We start from the raw sequence: 17,265 nt of genomic DNA, 5'->3' as shown, positions 1-17,265 counted from the left end.
GCCATGAAAGCGTGTTGGATACTGTGTCTGGTTACCACCCTCAGCGCGACAGCGGCCTGGGCCGAATCACCGCTGAAAAGCCTGCAGTTCGAGCAACAAAAACAGCTGGTGTTAAAGGCGGTGAAGGAAAAATGCGCCCCGCAGACCACCATCAGCGATACCGATTTTGCCAATAAAATCCTCGCCACTCCGGCCAATCAGGAATATGTGCGCGAAGCGACGCTGGCAAAAGAGCGCAACAACCAGAAGGGCTACCAGGCAGCCATCGATAAAATCAGCTGCCCGGCGAAGTAATCACTTCAACTGAGCCGCCAGCGCTTTCCAGTCGAACGGCGTCAGTTGCCCGTAGGTCAGGCCGCACGCGGCCATACTCTGCGGCAGCTGGCGCTGAGTATGCGCCGTGGCCTGGCTCATCAGCCCCGCGCCGCCCGCATCGCGCAGCGTTTTCACCACCTCTTCCATCTCTTCGCTACGGCGAATACCGTGTTCGGCCACCCGGCTGATGAGATACCCCGCAAAAGCGCCATCCCAGCCCAGCGACGGGAAGCTGGCATGCAAAGAGGCCAGCACCTCCTCTTCGACGCCGTATTCCCGGGCGGCAAACAGGCATTCGGTAGTCAGCGCTTCCAGCCCCTTAATCATCACGCTGCGGCACATTTTTATCGCCGATACGTCGCCGATCTCATCGCCGCCGGCGCGGGCGTTCAGCCCTAAAGCATTTAGCGTTTGCGTGATGGAATGCGCCTGCGGGCCACCGATCAACAGTGGAGTTTTCAGCCGTGCCGGCGGCACCGGCGCCATCACCGCCACATCGACATAACCTCCCGCCCGGAACACCTTCGCCGCCTGGCGTTTGGTGTCCGGCGCCACCGAATTGAGGTCGAGAAAATAGCGCCCCTCGCCAATCATGGCCGCCGCCGAGCGCGCCACGTCCAGCGCGGAACCCGCTGTGACGGTGGAGAAGATCAGCGTTGCCCCTTCCAGCGCCTGCGCCAGCGAACCCGCCGCTAGCACGCCAGCCTGGCGCGCGCGCTCCCGCATCGCGTCGCCTTCCGGGCCGTTGAGTTTGCAATCCCAGATAGTGACGTCGTTACTGCACGCTAAATCACGCGCCAGAATGCCGCCCGCCTCGCCAAAACCAATAAACGTGATTGCCGTCATCCTTACTCCTCCAGTGGCCAGACGCGGGCCGGAATAGACACTTCGCCGGAAAACAACAGTCGGGCCGTACGCAGCAGTCCGCAGCCCACCAGTTCGCCCTGCTGGTTGCACTGCAGTGCCACGCTGAACTCGCCGCTCGGGTGCTCCACGCTGACCACCGGCTGCTCACCGGCAACGCCCCGGGCCAGCCCTTCGGCGACGGTGCCGGGGATCAGGCAGGCGCTGGCGACGCTCACCGCGCCAAAGACGCCAATAGAAGCGTGGCAGCGATGCGGGATAAACGTCCGGCTGGACACGGCGCCGCCGTCGCGCGGGGCGGCGATCAGGGTCATTTTCGGCACCGTTCGCCGGGTCACATCCCCCAGATTCATTCGCGGACCGAGCTGCAAACGTATCGACTCCAGCCGTTGCTTCAGTTCCTCGTCGCTATCGAGCTGTTCGCGGGTTTCGTAGCCGCTGCGCCCAAGGTCGCTGGCGCGGACGATCACCACCGGCATCCCGTTATCGATACAGGTCACGTCGATCCCGTCCACACGGTCGGTCGCCTGGCCCGTGGGCAACAATGCCCCGCAGCTGGACCCTGCTACATCAAGAAAATTCAGGACGATTTTGCTGGCGTGGCCCGGCACGCCGTCAATGCGCGTCTCGCCTTCATAGTTCACGCCATCGTCGTCACAGGGGATCCCGGCGATCGCCAGCTGGCTGGTGTTCTCCATGAAGATCCGCACCTGGGTCAGCGGCGCCGTGTGCGCTACCAGCCCGCGCTCGATGGCAAACGGGCCAACGGCGGCGAGAATGTTGCCGCAGTTCTGTCCGTAATCCACCACCGCGCGATCGACATTCACCTGAGCAAACAGATAATCAACATCCGCATCGGCGCGGGTGGAGCGGCGGATTATCGCCACTTTGCTGGTTAACGGATCGGCCCCGCCAATACCGTCAATCTGCCGGGCATCCGGCGAACCCATCACCGCCAGCAGCACCGCATCTCGCAGTACCGCGTCCGCAGGCAGGTCCTCGGCCAGAAAGCAGGCCGCTTTCGAGGTGCCGCCGCGCATCAACAGACAGGGTATTTTGCGTTGTGCCATCTTAGCCCTCTACATCATCCGCGTTGTCGTAGTAGCGCAGCCCTTTCTCCGCCAGGCGCAGGCGCATGGCGTAAATATCCAGCCCCAGTTCGCCGTTTCGCATCCGATCGCGCTTCGCCACTTCATTAGCCATCCGGGTTTCCGCTTTTCCCAGCACCGTGCGGGCCTGCCCATGCGGCACCACCACCACGCCATCGTCGTCGGCCACCACCACATCGCCCGGCTGAACCAGCTGGCCGGCGCAGATCAGCGGGATATTGACCGAGCCCAGCGTCTCCTTCACCGTCCCCTGGGCATAAACGTGGCGCGACCACACGGCAAAGCCCATTTCACGTAAGGTGTGCGAATCGCGAATACCGATATCGCCCACCAGGCCCACCACGCCACGCGACTGTAGCGAGGTGGCCAGCAGGTCGCCAAAGAACCCGTCGCCGCAGGGCGAGGTTGGCGCCACCACCAGGATATCGCCGGGTCGGCACTGCTCGACCGCCACGTGGAACATCCAGTTATCCCCCGGCGTGACCAGCACCGTCACCGCGTTGCCGGCGCGGCTGATACCCTGCTGGATCGGCCGGATGTCCGGGGCCATCAGCCCCTGTCGGTCATACGCTTCGTGGATCGTCGCCACACCGGCGGCGGCGAACTGGCTCAGCGTTGCCGCGTCATGGCGCGGCAGGTGGCGGATGACAATGCCTTTTTTATTCAACAGGTTCATGACAGATTCTCCGTCACCCGCGGGAAGATGCTGTGGAACGCTTCGCCGTGGACGATATCGCGGGCGGCAGCGATGCCGATATTGCGTTTCGCCTGTACCCCGCGCTGCAACGCCACCCGGGTGTAGTACTCCCAGAGGTGTTCCTGGCCCTGCATGCACTGAATCGCCTGGTATTTTTGTTCCCACACGCTGGTGATATCCAGCAGCACGTCCGGCTTCCAGTTGCACTGCTCCGGCTGGTGCGGCTCAAAGCAGTACACCGGCGGCGCGGCAACAATCGTTTCCCCCGGACGATACCCTTCCGCCTGGGCGATGATGCGCGCTTCCTGAGCCAGGTTGGAGGCCATCGGGTGGTCGTAGTTGTAGGGATCCTGCAGGGAGTGGGTCAGCACAAAGTGCGGCTGTACGCGACGGTACACGTCCGCCAGGCGGAACAGCGTCTCTTTGTCGGCGCGCAGCGGATAATCACCAATATCAAAAAATTCGACGCTGGCGCCGAGAATATCGGCAGCGGCCTGCGCTTCTTCGCGGCGGACCTGCTTCACCGTCGCTTCGGTCATATTGCCTTTACGCCACAGTTTTGCCGATTCGCCGCGCTCGCCGAACGACAGGCAAACAATATGTACCTGATAGCCCTGACGGGCGTGCAGCGCAATCGCACCGCCCGCACGCCAGACAAAATCGGCAGAGTGAGCGCTGACAACCAGGGCACTTTTGGGATGATGCGAATGAGACATGATGGCTTCCTCTGTTGTTTTTTTCAGCTTGTCATGTCGTGGCGAGGGTGGGTAATTCGTTAACTTGCGAAGGCTATGATTTTTATTTATGTTGTCGTTACGCTCACATTCCGGGACCCGGTGGGAAATGCTGAAGAGAAAGTACGATAAGACAATAAATATCATGCAGCTACGCTTCTTCTGCCAGGTGGCACAGCGCGGCAGCGTCTCGCGCGCGGCTGATGACTTATTTCGCACGCAGTCGGCAATCACCCGGGCGATTCGCGATCTGGAAGCGGCGCTGAACGTCACCCTGTTCGAACGCCACTACAGCGGAATGGTGGCGACGGAATATGGCCGCTGTATTCTGCCGCGAGCGCTACGCGCCATCGAAGATCTTCAGGCCATTCCCGCGCTGATGCAAAAGCTCCACCCGCGAAGCACCGCCTCCGGCGCGCTGCCGGATTCCGGCTGGCTGTTTAACACCCGACGGCTGGAGATTTTCCTGCAGCTGTACCACGTCAACCATACTCAAACGGTCGCCAGCCAGCTGGGGATCACCCAGCCCGCGGTCAGCGCCGCGCTGAAAATCCTTGAAAAAGGCGCCGGCTCGGCGCTGTTTCGTCGCACGCCGGAAGGGGTGCGCCCCACCCCGGCGGCAGACCTGCTCTACCCGCCCATCAGCCGGGCGTTGAACGAACTGGAAAATATCTGGAGCGATCTCGCCGCCCGTCGCGGGGTGCTGGAGGGCAGCGTGCGCATTGGCGCCCTGCCACTCAGCCGGACCCAGCTGTTGCCCGCGGCGATTAGCGCCTTTCTGGCGCGTTATCCCGGCATTATGGTGATGACCAACGAAAGCCCGTATGAGTCGCTGGTATCCGACATGCGGGCAGGACATATCGATTTTATTATCGGCGCGCTGCGCCAGGACGAGGATCTGCCGGACCTGCGCTGCGAAGCGCTGTTTGAAGAAGATATGCTTATTTTGCTGCGCAACGGTCACCCGCTGCTGCGCCACCCGGACCCGCAAAGCCAACTGGCGACCGCCCAGTGGGTGCTGCCCCGTTCCAATGCCCCGGCGCGACACCTGCTGGAGAAAGCGTTTTTGACCCTGGGATTGCCCCTGCCGCAGCCGACGGTGGAGACCGGCGATGCCGCCATGGTGCGCGGCCTGCTGAGGGACTCGGACATGCTGGCGGCGGTCTCCGCCAGCCAGATGCGGTTTGAAATCGACAACGGCCTGCTCACCGTTCTGCCAGTGTCGCTGCCCGATACCACTCGCCGCATCGGGCTGACCTTCCGCGCCGGGAGCCTGCCTTCACCGGCCACCCAGGCCCTGCTGCAGTTTATCCAGCAGCACGTGGCGCAGGGTTAACGGGTGCCCGCTACCGAATAGGTAACCTGCTGGTTACGCGTTTTCTGGAAATCTTCCAGCGTCTGCCCGCGCATGGCGGCGTAGATATGCAGGTTAGAGACCCCGACCACCGCGCCCATTTTTTCCAGCAGGAAGAAGCTGGCGCCATACTGAATCAGCCCGCGCCAGTCGCGATCGTCGAGCAGCTTCTGTTCTTGTTCGCTCAGCCCCGCTTCGGCATACAGCGCCTGCGGCTGGGTGAGAAAACGGTCGCGCCACGCGGGTTCAATCAGCTGATGCAGGAAACGGTTCAGCCGCAGGCCGTTGAGGCTACGCTCCTGAGTGAACGGGTAGGTGCCCGGCAGCGCCTCAACGCCGGCCAGCTGCTGCGCCATATGCTGACGGTGGCGGCTCAGGGTATCTACCGGCGGGGTGCGGGCATTATTTTCCAGGATCAGCGTGGCGATGCCGGTCATCGACGGCAGGTAGTAATCGCGCCAGGTTTCGCTGACGTTCGCCGAGAGCGCGCCGCGCATCACCAGCCACATAATGACTTCTGCCCCCTCCATGCCGCCGAGGGTGGCAAATTCGCCGAGGGTCATTTCCGTCAGTTTTTCCGGATCATTGACCAGCATATCCACGAACTCTGCGTCCCATTGTGGGTTGTTGAAACCGCAGCGCTCGCCGTGCACCTGATGCGACAGGCCGCCGGTGGCGACGATCGCCACGTCGATATCTTCCGGGTAGCTCTCAATCGCCCGACGCAGCGCCTGGCCGAGCTTGTAGCAGCGCCGGGCGCTGGGGATCGGGAATTGCAGGACGCCAATTTGCAACGGGATAACCCGCGTCGGCCAGCCGGTTTCCTGCTGCCACGGCAGCAGCGCCGACAGCGGCGAGAACAGCCCGTGATCGAGTTTTTTATTCATAAAGAACGACATATCAAACTCGTCGGCCATCAGGCTGGCACCGATATGTCTGGAGAGCGCCGCATCACCTTTTACCGACGGCAGATCGCGCGGGCCACCGCCCTCGTCGGCCACGCCGTATTCGTTATCAATCCCGAGCGTAAACGTCGAGTAGTGATCGAAGAAAAAGGCGGTCACATGGTCATTGAAGATATAGACCAGCGCATCCGGTTTTTTCTCATCAAGCCAGCGTTGCAGCGGCTCAAAGCTCTGGAAAATCGGCGCCCATGCGGCGTCCTGTTGTTTATGATGATCGACAGCAAAGCCGATGGTCGGGGTATGAGAAACGGCGATCCCGCCGAGTATTCTGGCCATGAAGAGACTCCACTTATCGGTTATGTACTGTGCCTGACAGCGCGCTAAGATCGGCCTCTGTTTGCCGAGGCTTCGGGTGGTTCATACGGTGCAGCAAAATCGCGGCCCCCGCCAGACAGGCAGGTAGCGCCAGCACCAAAAAGATTGAAGAGTGGCCCGGGACCGCCAGCATAATCACGCCGCCCAGCGTCGAGCTGAGTATCGCCCCGGTACGCCCGATGCCGTGCATCCAGCTCACGCCGGTGGCGCGGATTTCAGTCTGGTAATAGGCTGGCGAGTAGGCCTGCAGGCCATTCTGCGCGCCGTTAATGCACATGCCGCTGATAAAGATCAGCACCGACAGCGCCGCGGAGCCAAAATCCATCAGCCCCTGCGTCAGCAGGCATACGCAGCCCAGGAAATAGGTGACTGCAATCACCGCTTTAGCTGATGTGCGGTCCATCAGATACCCCACCAGAATGCCGCCCAGCGGGCCGCCAAGCTGGAACAGGCCGGTAATGATCGCCGCCTGCTGCAGCGATAATCCGCCGGAGCGCAGGATGGTCGGCAGCCAGCCATTGAGCAAATAAATCACGAACAGGCCCATAAAGTAGGTCAGCCACAGGGCGACGGTACCGCGGGCGTAGCCGTTGCGAAAGAGCTGCACCACTTTATTGTGCCGCGAGATTTGCGGGGCGTTCAGCTGGAAACGCGTTTCGCTGCTGAAGCTGCCGCCAAGACGGTTCAGCACCCCGGCAATCTGCCCGGACGGCAGCCGACGGGCCACCATATTCATCGCCGACTCCGGCAGCATCACTATCATAAACGGCAGAACCACCAGCGGCAGCACGCCGCCGAAAATAAGCGCCGAATGCCAGCTGTAGTGCGACAGCAGCCCGGCGGCAATAAAGCCCCCCAGCCCGGAGCCGACGTTAAAGCCGCTGTACATCAAGGTGATCATCAGCCCCTTGCGGCGCTCAGGCATATATTCCGCCACCAGGGTGACGCAGTTCGGCATGACCGCCCCCAGCCCCAGTCCGGTCAGAAAGCGCATCAGCGCCAGCTGCGACGGGCTTTGCGCCAACGCCCCGGCAAGGCTGAAGAGGGCGAAAAGCGCCACCGACCACAGCAGGATGCGTTTGCGACCATAGCGGTCGGAGAGCGGGCCGGCTACCAGCGCGCCGATGGCCACACCAAACATGGCCGCGCCGAGCACCGGGCCCATTTGCGCCCGGCTGATGCCCCAGTCTTCAATCAGAGCCGGGGCGATAAAACCCATCACCGCCGCGTCATAGCCATCAAGCATGATGATGACAAAACACAGCAGCAGGACGTTCCATTGAAAGCGCGAGATCGGTCGGGCATCGATCCACGCCTTCACATCGACAACACGAGAGTGGTTCATAGGGTCACTTCCTTAAGCAGGCGGTACGAATGTTCTGGTGACTGTTTTTTTTGGATTGAACTTTCGTATTCAACTTAAGGCAGTCCCCGGGCGCTGTCTGGTTCAAAAAACCGGCGTCAGCTATGAGTTCTGTTTATATTGTGAAGTGAACGACAAAAAGAGAGACATAAAAAAACCCACAGCGTAACGGCTGTGGGTGGTGGTGAGAGATAGCGATTGCGGCGGGTGAAATCAGCGGTTCGGAATGATTAAATCGCCGCGCAGCATACTGCCGCCGAGCATTTGCGTTTTTTCCGTCAGCCAGCTGACAATGCGCGTTGCCATCGCATCCATCGAATACTCAATGGCCGGAATAGTCGGGATGCCGGGGAGCTGTAACGATCCGGCCAGACTAAAGACCATCACTTTTTCCGGCACCGCCCGGTTGAACGCCATCAGCTGCGGCACGACATGCTGCGCCTGCTGCTCATCAGCCACCAGTAAGGCATTGAAATTTAAGGTGGTCGCATTGTTGACCAGCTCCTGAACCGCCACCGACGGCGAGGTGCTGTCGAGGAACACCAGGTTGCGATTAAACGGCAGGAAGTTTTTCTCCAGCGCGTGTTTGTAGCCCAGCAGCACCTGTTCGGCAAACCCACCCCCTTCCGGATGGATCAGCGCAATCTGCCGACGTCCCTGGCTAATCAGATAGTTACAGGCCGTTTCCGCCGCAAACGCGTGGTCAAACTGAATGCTGTTAGCCCCTTCGCTCTCCAGGCAGTCAATCAGCGCCACGTCCGGACGGTCGATATTCAGTGGAAAGCGCGCACCAATAATCAGTACATCGTCACACAGCCCGCAGCTCAGCTCTTCCAGCGAGTTCATCACCCCGGCACGGGTATTGGCAAAGCGCAGCAGCAGATGTTTTTGATGCTGGCTCAGCTGCTTTTCCAGGGCATACAGGTAGCTGGTCGTTTGATTAATATTGTCCTGCGCGCAGATCACGCCAATGCAGCCGGTGGTCTGGCTCAGCAGCGACTGGGCGATCATATTGGGCCGGTAGTTGAGCTCTTCCGCCGCCTGCAGCACCGCCTGACGACTGGCTTCTTTTACGCCGCGCGTACCGCTCAACACGCGAGAAACGGTCGCTTTGGATACTCCAGCTAAACGTGACACATCATTGATTGTAGACATCATTCTCCCCTGACAGGGTCCGTCCGATCCCCGTAAATTCCTGGTCCTGAATCGCTTCAATAATAACCATCTCAGTATATCCGTTTCCATTTTCATTTGGAAACCGATTCTCCATTTCACGGAAAAACATCGCAAAACTGGCCGATTTCTGTGAGCGAAATCCAATTAATTAGCGGCATAAGGAGAAGATCTTGACAGTCATCACAGTTCTGTTTTTTATGAATGGAAACCGGTTTCCGTCTGATATCAAATCATTCACGCAATAACTTTTTACATTTTGAGGATGAGTGTCGATGTACAAGATTATGCTGTGCTGCTCTGCAGGAATGTCCACCAGCTTACTGGTCAGAAAGATGGTGGATGTGGCCAAGGAACGTAACCTGCCGGTGCAGATTGACGCCTATGGCGTTTCCGAATTTGACATGCAGTTTCCGCAGTACCAGGTGGTGCTTCTTGGCCCTCAGGTGAAATACATGCTGAAAACCTTGTCTGACAAAGCCGCTTCGCTGAATATTCCGGTCCAGCCGATTAACACCATGGACTACGGCATGCAGCGAGGAGATAACGTTCTGGATTATGCCCTGTCGCTGATTAACCCGGCGCAATAAGAGGTGTTCAAATGAGTTCTCTGTATCAGTCCATGATTGCCGTGATCGAGCAATCTATTACTCCGCTGGCAGGACGCCTTGGGCAGCAGAAATATGTTATCGCGATTCGCGATGGCTTCACTGCCGCATTGCCGTTCATGATCATCGGCTCTTTCATGCTGGTATTTATCTTTCCACCTTTTTCACCGGACACCACTAACGGTTTTGCCCGCGGCTGGCTCGATTTCTCTCAGCAGTATCGCGAACAGCTGATGCTGCCGTTCAACCTCAGCATGGGGGTGATGACGTTCTTTATCTCCGTCGGAATTGGCGCCAGCCTCGGTCGTCAGTTTCAGCTGGACCCGGTGATGTCCGGCCTGCTGGCGTTTATGGCCTTTTTACTGGTGGCCGCGCCGTATGCTGATGGCAAAATCTCGACCCAATACCTGTCAGGCCAGGGGATCTTCACGGCGTTAATTACCGCGATTTACTCCACCCGCATTTATGCGTGGCTGAAACAGAACAACATTACCATTCGCCTGCCGAAAGAGGTGCCGACCGGCGTCGCCCGCTCTTTTGAAATTCTGATCCCGGTACTGGTGGTGATTGGTACCCTGCATCCGCTGAACCTGTTTATCGAAGCCCAGACCGGCATGATTCTGCCGCAGGCGATTATGCACCTGCTGGAACCGCTGGTTTCTGCTTCCGACTCCCTGCCGGCGATTCTGCTCTCCGTGCTGATGTGCCAGATTTTCTGGTTTGCCGGGATCCACGGCTCGCTGATTGTCACCGGCATCATGAACCCGTTCTGGATGGCGAACCTGTCGGCTAACCAGGCCGCGCTGGCCGCCGGTGCTGCTCTGCCGCACGTCTATCTGCAAGGTTTCTGGGACCACTATCTGCTGATTGGCGGCGTAGGTTCAACTTTACCGCTGGCCTTCCTGCTGCTGCGTAGCCGTGTGGCGCACCTGCGGAGCATCGGCAAAATGGGCATCGTGCCAAGCTTCTTCAATATTAATGAACCGATTCTGTTCGGCGCTCCGATTATCATGAACCCGATGATGTTTATCCCGTTCGTGTTCGTCCCGATGATCAACGCCATCCTCGCCTATGGCGCCACCCGCCTCGGCTGGCTGTCACAGGTGGTTTCCCTGACGCCGTGGACCACGCCGGCACCTATCGGCGCCTCCTGGGCCGCTAACTGGACGCTCAGCCCGGTGGTCATGTGCGTGATTTGCATGGTGATGTCTGCGGTTATCTACCTGCCGTTCCTGCGTGCCTATGAGCGCTCATTGCTGAAAACTGAAGTCGAAAAAGCCAAAAACGTCGTTCCGGTTGCTGAGACCGTTGGTCAGTAATCATTGGGAAATACATCCTTCATTGTATTTCCCGGCTCCACTAAATAATAAATCGACAGCACTGTCTGGAATAATGCGAAAAAGGAATTTTCGCTACATCCTTTAATATAAAGAACAACCTCAGGAATGATTATGATCGAACTAGAAGAAGCGGTAATGGAAATTATCGTGAATGCGGGACAGTCACGCTCATTATGTTTTGAAGCGTTACACGCAGCCCGCAACGGTAATATCGACGAAGCCAAATTACTCCTTAATGAAGCCGATGGTTATGCCCGTCGCGCGCACCAGATGCAGACCCAGCTCATCGAGCAGGATGCCGGTGAGGCGCGCCAGCCGATGACCTTAATCATGGTGCATGCGCAGGATCATTTAATGAATTCACTGCTTGCCCGTGAATTTTCAGAAGAGATGATTCATCTGTATCAGCGTTAATTTATTAATAAAACCACACTGAATAATAAGTCCCTTTATTCTTCAGCGTAGCTGTACCCTAAATAAACCGGATCAGCTTGCCCCGATCATGATATTTCATTCGGAGCGGGATGGTTATTGTCTGAACATCAATAAAATATTAAATGTGAGATAACCATGAAAACAATAAAAAGACTGCCATTAGCCATGGCGGTAGTCGCCGCGCTGTGCCCAGTTTCCGTACTCGCACAAGATTTTACTCAGGACCAAATCGACGCCATTGTGGCAAAAGCTGTCGATAAAGCGCTGGCCGACCGTCAGGCCAAAATCGATGCCGCCGCCGATAAGAAAGTGGATGTGGTGACCAACCCGCAAACCACCGCCGCCTCCCCGGATATGGCGATTCCGTTCGGCCTCAAATTCAGCGGCTACGCCCGTTACGGCGCGCAGTTCCAGACCGGCGACCAGAAATTTGTCGGCGTTGACGGCTCCTATAACGGCGCCTCGGCGATCGGTCGTCTGGGTAACGAAGGCAACGGCGGCGAATTCCAGATCACCAAAGCCTTTAAGAGCAGCCAGGGCGCGATCTGGGATATCAACGTGATGTTCGACCACTGGAGCGACGAAGTTAACCTGAAAAAGGCCTACGTCGGCGTGACCAACGTGCTGGAATCCAACCCGAACGCCTATATCTGGGCCGGTCGTGACTTCCACCAGCGTCCACAACAGGGCATCAACGACTACTTCTGGATGAACCACGACGGCCAGGGTGCCGGGGTGAAAAACTTCGATATCGGCGGCGTGCAGTTTGACGTGGCGACGGTCTCGCAGGTGGAATCCTGTAGCCCGGAAGTGATGGCCGATGAGTCGAACCCATCGCGCATCACCTGTACCGGCGGTTCCGGCACCGGCGACGACGGCCACTACGCGCTGACTTCGAAAATTCACAACATGAAAGCCGGCCCGATCGATGTTGAGGTGTACGCCAACTACGGCTTCGACTCGAAAGCGGTGGATGGTGATGAACGCCTCGATGCCTGGCAGGGCGGCCTGGTGCTGAGCCATACCAACGACAGCGGCATCAATAAGGTTATCCTGCGCTACTCCGATAATTCGGATAACAGCGTGTATAACAAAACCGACGACCTGACGACGGTGTACGCCAGCTTTGAAGGCAGCCATAAGTTCACCCAGCAGGCGCAGGTCGATTACCTGTTGGCATTCCACGATTATGACGACGGCAAAGACAATACCGACAACCGTAAGAACTACGGCGTGATCGTGCGCCCGATGTACTTCTGGAACGAAGTACACTCAACCTGGCTGGAAGCGGGCTACCAGCGTGTTGATTACGATCAGGGCGGGGATAACAAAGGCTGGAAGCTGACGCTGTCGCAGAACATCTCTATCGGTATGGGTCCGGAGTTCCGTCCGATGCTGCGCTTCTACGTTACCGGCGGCCAGGTCGATAACAAACATACCGCGAAAGTGAACAACACCAACGACAACCAGCTGGACTCGTTGAACGTCGGCGGGATGTTCGAAGCCTGGTTCTAAGATCCGTTCCCGGGCCGCGGCATAACGCCGCGCCCGGACACCTTCGGCATAACACCGGTGTGACGTTATTTCTGACTCAGGCGACGCGCGATACGCTCAAGCTTGATCATCAGTAATAGCGTCACCCCCGCCAGAACGATGGTGAGCGCCGAACCATCCGCAATATTGCCGCGGTCGGTCAGGCTGAAAATCGTTACCGGCAGCGTCGTCCAGCCCGGCGGATAGATCATCACCGTAGCCCCCAACTCCCCCATCGACAACGACAGGCTCAGCGCCAGCGCGGAGATCATCCACGGCATCATCAGCGGCAAAGTCACATGGCGCAGGCGGTATCCCGGCGATGCGCCCAGGCTTGAGGCAACGTTTTCAATATCCAGTGAAATACGCGCCAGCCCGGTGGAAACGTTGCTGAACGTAAAGGCGGAAATCAGTACGAAGTGCGCCGCCAGCACAATCCCGAAGGTCCCGTTCATCTGCAACGGCCCCTGGCTGAAGGCCACCAGAATCCCCAACCCTACCGATACCGACGGGATCGCGCTGGGCAGATAAAACGCCAGCCCCAGATAACGCTGCAGGCGGGCGCTGAACTGGCGCAGAGAGAGCGCCGCCCACATGCCGCACAGCAGGGCAAACAGGCTGGCGCAAAAGCCCACCACCAGGCTGGAGAACAGAGAATCCCAGGCGGCGCCCCGAAACGCATTCACAAAATGACCGAAGGTAAACCCCGACGGCAGCAGGCCGTTCCACTGCTGGCTCAGGCTGGACATCAGGATCACCGCCAGCGGCAGGAAGAAAAAGCCGGCAAACAGCACGACTGCCAGCCCCCCCGCCGCCGCACGGCCTTTACGCGACCAGATTAACATCGTTAGCTCCTCACGCCGGTACGCGCGGCGGCTAGTCGGTAGAGCATAAACAGCCCCAGCGACAGCAGAATATTGATCAGCGCAATCATGCAGGCCACGCCGTAATCGGACTCAAGAATCGCCTTGCTGTAGACCATCATCGGCAGGGTATTCACCCCTTTGGCACCGATAAACAACACGATACCGAACTCGTTGGTGGTCAACAGCAGACACAGGCTGCCCCCCGCCATCAGCGCCGGGAGCGCCGCCGGAAAAATCACCTGGGCGATCACCCGCAGCGGATGGGCCCCGAGAATGCTGGCCGCCTCCAGCTGGCTTTTATCGATCTGCCGCAGCCCGGCCATCAGCGGGCGCATCACCAGCGGCGTGAACACGGTGATTTCCGCCAGAATCACTCCCTGAATCGAGTAGAGAAAATCGATCGGCGGCAAGGCGAAATCGAACAGCGACATCAGCGTGCCGTTCAGCAGTCCCGCTGACCCGTAAATAAAGGTGAAGGCCAGGGTGATCAGAAACGTCGGCAGGGCAATAAAGGTGTCGATCACCCGGCCAATCAGCGCGCTGCCGGGGAACGGAATAAACACCAGAATCAGCGCCAGCAGGCTGCCGAGCAGCAGACAGCCGAGGGTGGCGCATACCGCGATTTGCAGGGTGTTCAGCAGGGCGCCGATAAAACGCCGCGAGTCGATGACCTGCCAGAAGGTCCCGAGGCTCAGATGACCGCTGTCATCGCGCAGCGCCTGTTCGGCAATCAGCAGCAGCGGGTAGAAAAACAGCGTCGCCAGTACCAGCAGCGGCAGCAGTAGCCACAGGAAGGGCCGCAGGTTCAAGGCCGGGCGCGAAAGCGTGAGCATATGCGACATCGTTACACCTCAATCAGTACCGCATCGTTCGGTTCAAAGTAAAGCGTCAGCTGGTCGCCCGCCCGGGGCAGCGGATTGACGTGCGTCATCACGATGCGCACCGCTTCACCGGCAACGTCGCACAGCAGATGGGTCAAATCGCCCTGCCAGTGCACCGAGGTCAGCGTGGCGTGGAGCCGGTTACTGACCGCCGAACGGGGAACCAGGCTCATATGCTGCGGGCGAATACACAGCAGCTTGTTATGCCCGTGCTGCCCGCCCTGGCTGAAGGCCTGAATCAGCCCGCCGCCGCAGCTGACGCTGACCAGCCCAGGGCCGGCCATATCGCTCAGTGCCGTGGCCTGCAGGATATTGGCGCGCCCGAGGAACTCGGCGCTGAAGCGGTTCGGTGGGTTGTGATATAGCTGATGGGTCTCCCCGTGGGCGATCATCGAGCCGTCTTTCATGATGCCAATCTTGTCCGCGAGGGTCAGGGCTTCGGTCTGATCGTGGGTGACATAGAGAATGGTCAGCTCCGGCAGTTCGCGATGCAGGCGCGCAATCTCCTCCACCATGTTGTGGCGAATTTGCGCATCCAGCGCCGACAGCGGTTCGTCGAGCAGCAGCACCCGCGGGCGCACGGCAATGGCCCGAGCAATGGCGACGCGTTGCTGCTGGCCGCCGGAAAGCTGGTGCGGATAGCGGGTGGCGTAGTCCGCCATCCCGACAATCTTCAGCGCTTCCTTGACCCGGTCGACGATCAGCGCTTTTGGCTGCTTTTGCGCCCGCAGGCCGAAGGCGACGTTGTCTTCCACCTTCATGTGCGGGAACAGAGCGTAGTTTTGCACCACCATCGCCAGGCCGCGCTTGTAGGGCGGCAGCCCGGTGACGTCGGTATCGCCGATCAGAATGCGCCCGCCCGCCGGTTGCACAAACCCGGCAATCGCCCGCAGCACCGTGGTTTTTCCGGAGCCAGACGGGCCGATCAGCGCCAGCACTTCCCCCGGTTCAATGGTCAATGACAGCGGTTTCAGCACCACGTTGCCGTGATAGGACACGCGCAGTGCGTCGAGGGTTATCCCGGAGGTCCCTGCCTGCGCCGGAGAGTGGGAAGCAGTCGTTTTCATCAGCATCAGGCTTACTCGCTGTCGGTCACTTGGTGCCAGCGGGCAATATCTGCCGATAGCGATCCGGCCACATCGTCCCAGTTCGGTTCCCAGCTTTTCACGCCGTTGAGCGCCGCTTTTGCCGCCTGGTAGTTTCCGTCGGTTGGCGTGACATCGCTGCGCACCGGCAGGCCCCAGGAGAGCGCGCTGACGTGGCTCTGCGCCGGTTTATCCAGCAGGAAGTTGATCAGCTTTTTGCCGTTTTCGCTCTGCGGACCATTTTTGACCAGGCCGACGGTGTACGGCAGGGCCAGGGCGCTGCGTTCGCCGTTCTCGTCCGCCGGCCAGAAGATTTTCACGTTGGGGTTGCGGGCAATCTGCGACAGGTTCATCTGCAGGTCGCCGTTAGCCACAAACAGTTCACCTTTATTCACCAGCGCGGTCAGCTTGCCGGTGGAGGCGGACGGGCCGACGTTATTGGCCTGCAGTTTGCCGAGATAGGCAAAGCCCGCCTCTTTGCTGCCGAGGCTGTGGAAGGCCTGCAGCATCACCGCGGTCCCATCGCCGGCCTGGCCTGGGGTGGAGTACTGGAGTTTGTTTTTGAAGCTGCTGTCCAGCAGCGCCTGCCAGCTGGCCGGGGCGCTTTTTAACAGCTGGCTGTTATAGATGAAGGTCAGGTAGTTGTTCACCAGCGGCGAGTAGTGGGCGTTGGCGCCGGGGATTGCGTCGCTGCCCTGCGGGGTAAATTCGGCGAGCAGGTTTTCTTTGGCGGCGCGCTGGATAAACGGCGGCACGGTGACCAGCACATCGGCCTGCGGGTTGGTCCGCTCTTTCGCCAGGCGCTCGACGATCGCCCCGGAGCCGCCTTCCACATACTGCACTTTGATGCCCGTCGCTTTGGTGAAGGCGTCGAACTGGTTCTGATACCAGCTGTTGTCGCCATCATGCAGGCCGTCAGCAGAATAAACCGTGACCACGCCATCGGCCCACACCGGGGTGCTGGCGAGTGCGAAAGCGGAGAGCAGAGCAAGTCGGGAGAGTTTCATCGTATCAGCCTCATTGGGTGGTGATGTCAAATGGTCTATACCAGATTGAGTGTCACGCTACCGGGGATTTATGACAGAACGATGAACAAAGTGTGTCCGGCGGATGAAAAACGGAGGCAACAGAGAGGGAGAGCAGCGCGTGGAATTTCCCCGGAGGCGGCGCCTGCCGCGCCTTGTCCGGGCTACCTGACTACCCAGCGGCAAGAATCGTAGCCCGGTCAGCGCAGCGCCACCGGGGAAAAGGCCGCGCCCAGAGCCACGTGGATGCGATGAATCGTAGCCCGGTCAGCGCAGCGCCACCGGGGAAAAGACCGCGCCCAGGGCCACGTGGATGGGATGAATCGTAGCCCGGTCAGCGCAGCGCCACCGGGGAGAGGCCGCACCCAGAGCCACGCGGATGCGGTGAACCGTAGCCCGGTCAGCGCAGCGCCACCGGGGAAAAGACCGTGCCCAGAGTCACGCGGATGGGATGAACCGTAGCCCGGTCAGCGCAGCGCCACCGGGGAAAAGACCGCGCCCAGAGCCACGTGGATGGGATGAATCGTAGCCCGGTCAGCGCAGCGCCACCGGGGAGAGGCCGCGCCCAGAGCCACGCGGATGCGATGAACCGTAGCCCGGTCA

Annotated in this window: 17 protein-coding genes; 6 read left to right on the top strand and 11 right to left on the bottom strand. The window is 59.4% G+C overall.

Annotated elements, in window-relative coordinates; all coding sequences use genetic code 11:
* Positions 1-3: 3 nt before the first annotated feature.
* A complete protein-coding gene (locus tag EDF82_RS18885; RefSeq protein ID WP_123757054.1) occupies positions 4-294 on the top strand; it encodes a YicS family protein in 291 nt (96 codons plus the stop codon).
* Here EDF82_RS18885 and EDF82_RS18880 read toward each other — a convergent pair whose 3' ends face one another.
* The 4 genes from EDF82_RS18880 to galB are packed head-to-tail and all read right to left on the bottom strand — an operon-like array spanning position 295 to position 3,701.
* The gene (locus tag EDF82_RS18880) at positions 295-1,161 is read right to left on the bottom strand and encodes an NAD(P)-dependent oxidoreductase (protein WP_123757053.1); all 867 of its coding nucleotides are present in this window, start codon (positions 1,159-1,161) and stop codon (positions 295-297) included.
* Between the two features lie 2 nt (positions 1,162-1,163).
* Positions 1,164-2,249 (bottom strand): 4-oxalomesaconate tautomerase, encoded by a 1,086-nt coding sequence (locus EDF82_RS18875; RefSeq protein ID WP_123757052.1) that lies wholly within the window; start codon positions 2,247-2,249, stop codon positions 1,164-1,166.
* Between the two features lies 1 nt (position 2,250).
* Positions 2,251-2,964, bottom strand: a complete 714-nt coding sequence (locus EDF82_RS18870) for a 4-carboxy-4-hydroxy-2-oxoadipate aldolase/oxaloacetate decarboxylase (protein ID WP_123757051.1) — start codon at positions 2,962-2,964, stop codon at positions 2,251-2,253.
* On the bottom strand, positions 2,961-3,701 hold the full coding sequence (gene galB, locus EDF82_RS18865; protein WP_123757050.1) for a 4-oxalmesaconate hydratase: 741 nt from the start codon (positions 3,699-3,701) through the stop codon (positions 2,961-2,963). The genes EDF82_RS18870 and galB overlap by 4 nt, the downstream gene beginning before the upstream one ends.
* A 127-nt stretch (positions 3,702-3,828) precedes the next feature.
* Here galB and EDF82_RS18860 point away from each other — a divergent pair, with 127 nt between their 5' ends.
* Entirely contained in the window at positions 3,829-5,055 is a 1,227-nt protein-coding gene (locus EDF82_RS18860) for a LysR family transcriptional regulator (RefSeq protein WP_123757049.1), read from the top strand.
* On the opposite strand, the gene EDF82_RS18855 is transcribed toward EDF82_RS18860, so the two are convergent.
* The 3 genes from EDF82_RS18855 to EDF82_RS18845 form a co-directional block, all read right to left on the bottom strand.
* Complete coding sequence (locus tag EDF82_RS18855) at positions 5,052-6,314, bottom strand: gallate dioxygenase (RefSeq protein ID WP_123757048.1); 1,263 nt, start codon at positions 6,312-6,314, stop codon at positions 5,052-5,054. The two genes, EDF82_RS18860 and EDF82_RS18855, sit on opposite strands and share 4 nt — an antisense overlap.
* 13 nt (positions 6,315-6,327) lie before the next feature.
* Positions 6,328-7,698: an aromatic acid/H+ symport family MFS transporter gene (locus EDF82_RS18850; RefSeq protein ID WP_123757047.1), complete on the bottom strand. Its 1,371-nt coding sequence runs from the start codon at positions 7,696-7,698 to the stop codon at positions 6,328-6,330.
* 231 nt (positions 7,699-7,929) lie between these two features.
* On the bottom strand, positions 7,930-8,871 hold the full coding sequence (locus EDF82_RS18845) for a LacI family DNA-binding transcriptional regulator (RefSeq protein ID WP_123757046.1): 942 nt from the start codon (positions 8,869-8,871) through the stop codon (positions 7,930-7,932).
* A 293-nt stretch (positions 8,872-9,164) separates the two neighbouring features.
* Between EDF82_RS18845 and EDF82_RS18840 the strand changes: the two genes are divergently transcribed.
* The 4 genes from EDF82_RS18840 to EDF82_RS18825 all read left to right on the top strand — a co-directional run bounded on the left by EDF82_RS18840 (position 9,165) and on the right by EDF82_RS18825 (position 12,787).
* A complete protein-coding gene (locus EDF82_RS18840; protein WP_123757045.1) occupies positions 9,165-9,479 on the top strand; it encodes a PTS sugar transporter subunit IIB in 315 nt (104 codons plus the stop codon).
* An 11-nt stretch (positions 9,480-9,490) separates the two neighbouring features.
* Positions 9,491-10,816, top strand: coding sequence for a PTS sugar transporter subunit IIC (locus tag EDF82_RS18835; protein WP_123757044.1), 1,326 nt, complete (start codon positions 9,491-9,493; stop codon positions 10,814-10,816).
* Positions 10,817-10,948: 132 nt separating this feature from the next.
* A complete protein-coding gene (locus EDF82_RS18830) occupies positions 10,949-11,251 on the top strand; it encodes a PTS lactose/cellobiose transporter subunit IIA (RefSeq protein WP_123757043.1) in 303 nt (100 codons plus the stop codon).
* Between the two features lie 156 nt (positions 11,252-11,407).
* Positions 11,408-12,787 (top strand): carbohydrate porin, encoded by a 1,380-nt coding sequence (locus EDF82_RS18825; protein ID WP_123757042.1) that lies wholly within the window; start codon positions 11,408-11,410, stop codon positions 12,785-12,787.
* A 65-nt stretch (positions 12,788-12,852) separates the two neighbouring features.
* Here EDF82_RS18825 and phnV read toward each other — a convergent pair whose 3' ends face one another.
* The 4 genes from phnV to phnS are packed head-to-tail and all read right to left on the bottom strand — an operon-like array spanning position 12,853 to position 16,644.
* Positions 12,853-13,650 carry a 2-aminoethylphosphonate ABC transport system, membrane component PhnV gene (gene phnV / locus EDF82_RS18820; protein WP_123757041.1) on the bottom strand — a complete coding sequence of 266 codons (798 nt, stop codon included), beginning with the start codon at positions 13,648-13,650 and terminating at the stop codon, positions 12,853-12,855.
* Positions 13,651-13,652: 2 nt separating this feature from the next.
* Positions 13,653-14,513: a 2-aminoethylphosphonate ABC transporter permease subunit gene (gene phnU / locus EDF82_RS18815; RefSeq protein ID WP_123757040.1), complete on the bottom strand. Its 861-nt coding sequence runs from the start codon at positions 14,511-14,513 to the stop codon at positions 13,653-13,655.
* A gap of 2 nt (positions 14,514-14,515) precedes the next feature.
* Entirely contained in the window at positions 14,516-15,625 is a 1,110-nt protein-coding gene (phnT, locus tag EDF82_RS18810) for a 2-aminoethylphosphonate ABC transport system ATP-binding subunit PhnT (protein ID WP_123757039.1), read from the bottom strand.
* Between the two features lie 5 nt (positions 15,626-15,630).
* Positions 15,631-16,644 carry a 2-aminoethylphosphonate ABC transporter substrate-binding protein gene (phnS, locus tag EDF82_RS18805; RefSeq protein ID WP_123757038.1) on the bottom strand — a complete coding sequence of 338 codons (1,014 nt, stop codon included), beginning with the start codon at positions 16,642-16,644 and terminating at the stop codon, positions 15,631-15,633.
* Positions 16,645-17,265 lie beyond the last annotated feature (621 nt).

This window comes from Klebsiella sp. BIGb0399 (assembly GCF_003752615.1).
Classification (GTDB): domain Bacteria; phylum Pseudomonadota; class Gammaproteobacteria; order Enterobacterales; family Enterobacteriaceae; genus Klebsiella; species Klebsiella lignicola.
The sequence above is the reverse complement of the archived record's forward strand: the minus strand, read 5'-3'. Positions and strand labels throughout refer to the sequence as shown.

Bases quoted from the DNA above. Each gene is read 5' to 3' on its own strand.
- phnU (WP_123757040.1), bottom strand. From the start codon at position 14,513: ATGTCGCATATGCTCACGCTTTCGCGCCCGGCCTTGAACCTGCGGCCC.
- phnV (WP_123757041.1), bottom strand. From the start codon at position 13,650: ATGTTAATCTGGTCGCGTAAAGGCCGTGCGGCGGCGGGGGGGCTGGCA.
- EDF82_RS18845 (WP_123757046.1), bottom strand. From the start codon at position 8,871: ATGTCTACAATCAATGATGTGTCACGTTTAGCTGGAGTATCCAAAGCG.
- EDF82_RS18830 (WP_123757043.1), top strand. From the start codon at position 10,949: ATGATCGAACTAGAAGAAGCGGTAATGGAAATTATCGTGAATGCGGGA.
- EDF82_RS18825 (WP_123757042.1), top strand. From the start codon at position 11,408: ATGAAAACAATAAAAAGACTGCCATTAGCCATGGCGGTAGTCGCCGCG.
- phnS (WP_123757038.1), bottom strand. From the start codon at position 16,644: ATGAAACTCTCCCGACTTGCTCTGCTCTCCGCTTTCGCACTCGCCAGC.
- EDF82_RS18855 (WP_123757048.1), bottom strand. From the start codon at position 6,314: ATGGCCAGAATACTCGGCGGGATCGCCGTTTCTCATACCCCGACCATC.
- EDF82_RS18835 (WP_123757044.1), top strand. From the start codon at position 9,491: ATGAGTTCTCTGTATCAGTCCATGATTGCCGTGATCGAGCAATCTATT.
- EDF82_RS18885 (WP_123757054.1), top strand. From the start codon at position 4: ATGAAAGCGTGTTGGATACTGTGTCTGGTTACCACCCTCAGCGCGACA.
- EDF82_RS18840 (WP_123757045.1), top strand. From the start codon at position 9,165: ATGTACAAGATTATGCTGTGCTGCTCTGCAGGAATGTCCACCAGCTTA.
- EDF82_RS18875 (WP_123757052.1), bottom strand. From the start codon at position 2,249: ATGGCACAACGCAAAATACCCTGTCTGTTGATGCGCGGCGGCACCTCG.
- EDF82_RS18850 (WP_123757047.1), bottom strand. From the start codon at position 7,698: ATGAACCACTCTCGTGTTGTCGATGTGAAGGCGTGGATCGATGCCCGA.
- phnT (WP_123757039.1), bottom strand. From the start codon at position 15,625: ATGCTGATGAAAACGACTGCTTCCCACTCTCCGGCGCAGGCAGGGACC.
- EDF82_RS18860 (WP_123757049.1), top strand. From the start codon at position 3,829: ATGCTGAAGAGAAAGTACGATAAGACAATAAATATCATGCAGCTACGC.
- EDF82_RS18880 (WP_123757053.1), bottom strand. From the start codon at position 1,161: ATGACGGCAATCACGTTTATTGGTTTTGGCGAGGCGGGCGGCATTCTG.
- EDF82_RS18870 (WP_123757051.1), bottom strand. From the start codon at position 2,964: ATGAACCTGTTGAATAAAAAAGGCATTGTCATCCGCCACCTGCCGCGC.
- galB (WP_123757050.1), bottom strand. From the start codon at position 3,701: ATGTCTCATTCGCATCATCCCAAAAGTGCCCTGGTTGTCAGCGCTCAC.